The following is a 3,021-nucleotide window of genomic DNA, read 5'->3' on the forward strand; positions in this document are numbered from 1 at the left end:
TTATTTTCATCTCTTCTAAGACTTCTGGAATTGGATTTCTGATAGCTATTCCATCTGCTATAGTATCGATTGATTCTGAATTTATTAAACAGCTTTTTTCAAAAGAATCTGCCATAGCTGGAGCTCCCTTTGCAACGACACCTATAACTTCTGTGTTAGGCGAATATTCTTTTATACATCTAGCTACACCAGTAAGAAGGCCTCCATTTCCAAGAGCGACTAATACTGCATCTAAAGTAGTATCTAGATTTAGAAGCTCCATACCTATAGTACCTGCGCCTTCACATGTTTCTACATCTAAGCTATCTTCAATTAAATCGAAGCTATTTTCCAAAGCGTATTTCTTGGCAAAAATTCTAGCATCGTCAAAGTCATCACCTTTTAATATTACTTCGGCACCTAGAGATTTCATACGCTCGATTTTTAGAGGATTTGCATTTTTGCTTGCAAATATTATAGATTTTATATTTTTTCTAGTGCATGCATAGGCAACAGCTTGACCTAGGTTTCCGGCACTAGCACAGACTAAAGTAGAGCCTTCTTTTAATTTAGATACGTAGTTAAATGCGCTTCTACCTTTGAAGCAACGTATAGGATTTAGGGTTTCTACTTTTAAAATAGTTTTGCAGCCTAGAGATTCGCTTAAAGGATCACATATAAATTGTGGAGTATTTAAAAATACTGGATCAATATTATTAAATGCATTTTTTATGTTTTCAATACTTAATCTACTTTTCACTATATCATCTCCTTTTTATATAAAATTTACTAGATTTTTGATTTGTATATTTACTATATTATACCAAATGAATGTTTTATTCGCGTATTTAAAAAAAATTAAAAATATTTTTTATAAAAAATTAATATTCACGTAATAATTCAAGAGTATTATACATATATAAGGAATTTATTGGAATATTTTCTAAAAAAATATAACACAAATGTTACAAAAAATGTATTTTTGTTAGAAAATTAATTATATGTTATTTTTATAACAATAAACAACTTACAACCTTATATTAAGTTGTAAAAAGGAGGCTTGGAATATGATTGAAATCAAGAATATTACAAAAACTGTAGGAGAAAAGGTTATACTAGACGATATTTCTCTGACTATTGAAAGTGGAAGCTTTGTAGTTTTAATAGGTCCTTCAGGATGTGGTAAAACTACTACTTTGAAACTCTTAAATAAGCTTATAGAGCCTTCAAGTGGAGAAATATACATAGATGGAAAGCCTATATCAAAAGAAGACCCTATTAAATTAAGAAGAAATATAGGATATGTAATACAAAATATAGGGCTATTTCCTCACCTGACAATAAAGGAAAACATCGAGTTAATTCCAAAATTAAAGGGTGAAAAAAGTGAAGAGGAAATAAGCGAAAATACAGAAAGGCTTATAAAAATGGTTGGACTTGATCCAGATGATTTTTTATACAAATATCCTACTGAATTAAGTGGTGGTCAACAACAGAGAATAGGAGTTATAAGGGCGCTTGCTACAGATGCAGAAATAATACTTATGGATGAGCCATTTAGTGCACTAGATCCTATTACAAGAACTCAATTACAAGAATCTCTATATGAGCTTCAGCAAGACCTTAAAAAGACTATAATATTCGTAACTCACGATATGGATGAGGCTTTAAAGCTAGCAGACAAAATATGTATTATGAAGGATGGAAAGATACAGCAATATGATACGGCAGAAAATTTACTAAAACACCCAGCAAATGAATTTGTAAAGAACTTTATAGGTAGTGATAGATTGTGGAGTGCACCAGAATATATAAAGGCAAAAGACATAATGATACAAAATCCTATAAAGGCTATAGAGACGAGAACTGTAATACAGGCTATGGAAATAATGAGAACAAATAAAGTAGATAGCTTACTAGTGGTAGATAAAAATAATTTACTAGTAGGAATATTAACAGTAAAAGAATTGAGAAAAAATGGAATTCAAGATTATTACATATACAAGGTTATGAATAAAAATCCTCTATACATAGATGAAGACAGTAATTTAATAGAGATACTAGACATTATGAATAGAGAAAAGATAGGGCATATTCCTGTAGTATCTAAAGATAAAAGATTAGTAGGTTTGATAACGAGAAGTAGTTTACTTTCTGTTTTAAGTGAACAATTCTTAGAAATGGAGGTGAATGTCCTTGGATAATTTTGTAAATTACCTAGTGACTGAGAAAGCAAAGATATTGAGTTTATTAGCTCAGCATGTTGAGTTGACCGTTGTTGCTATAATTTTAGCAATACTTATAGGTGTTCCTTTGGGAATATTTATATCACATTTTAAATCAGTTAGAAAATACGTATTAGGAGTTATAAATGTAGTTCAAGCAGTGCCATCTATGGCATTTTTAGGATTATTAGTTCCAGTTTTAGGAATAGGTAGTACACCAGCTATATTTATGGTAATTCTATATTCACTACTTCCTATTGTCAAAAATACATGTACAGGTATCACTGGAATCGACAAGGGAATTATTGAATCAGCCACAGGAATAGGATTAACTCCAAGACAGATACTTTTTAAAATACAATTACCGCTTGCACTACCTGTAATTATGGCAGGTGTTAGAATATCAGCAGTATCTGCAGTAGGTCTTATGACTTTATCTGCATTTGTCGGAGCTGGTGGACTTGGATACTTAGTATTTTCAGGTGTACAAACTGTAAATAATACTATGATTTTAGCAGGTGCAATACCAGCTTGTATATTGGCGTTATGTGTAGACTTTATATTCTCAAAAATTGAAATAGTAGCTACACCAGCCGGAATAACTCAAAGTAAGAGTAAAAAAGCTAGAAAAGAAAAAGAATATAGAGATCCTAAATATAAAGCTAGAAGAAACAAAGTAATAGGAGTTACTACAGCGTTGGTAGTTTTATTTATAGGATGTGGAAGATATTTCTATTCTAGCTTTGCTGAGAAAGAAACTATAGTCGTTGGTTCTAAGGATTATACAGAACAATTAATTCTTGGAAATATGTACGCT

General features: G+C 31.0%; 3 protein-coding genes. 2 read left to right on the top strand and 1 reads right to left on the bottom strand.

The window, feature by feature from the left end:
- The coding region (locus ACI3VO_RS12330; RefSeq protein WP_439758202.1) for a threonine ammonia-lyase at positions 1 to 739 on the bottom strand (739 nt) is incomplete at its 3' end.
- 307 nt (positions 740 to 1,046) lie between these two features.
- Here ACI3VO_RS12330 and ACI3VO_RS12335 point away from each other — a divergent pair.
- Together ACI3VO_RS12335 and ACI3VO_RS12340 are read left to right on the top strand one after the other, a co-directional pair.
- Positions 1,047 to 2,183 (top strand): ABC transporter ATP-binding protein, encoded by a 1,137-nt coding sequence (locus tag ACI3VO_RS12335; protein WP_439758203.1) that lies wholly within the window; start codon positions 1,047 to 1,049, stop codon positions 2,181 to 2,183.
- Positions 2,170 to 3,021: ABC transporter permease subunit (locus ACI3VO_RS12340; protein WP_439758204.1), on the top strand; the 852-nt coding region annotated here is incomplete at its 3' end. The genes ACI3VO_RS12335 and ACI3VO_RS12340, both read left to right, overlap by 14 nt.

This window comes from Intestinibacter sp., from assembly GCF_051866655.1.
Taxonomy (GTDB): Bacteria; Bacillota; Clostridia; order Peptostreptococcales; family Peptostreptococcaceae; genus Intestinibacter.

Bases quoted from the DNA above. Each gene is read 5' to 3' on its own strand.
- ACI3VO_RS12335 (WP_439758203.1), top strand. From the start codon at position 1,047: ATGATTGAAATCAAGAATATTACAAAAACTGTAGGAGAAAAGGTTATA.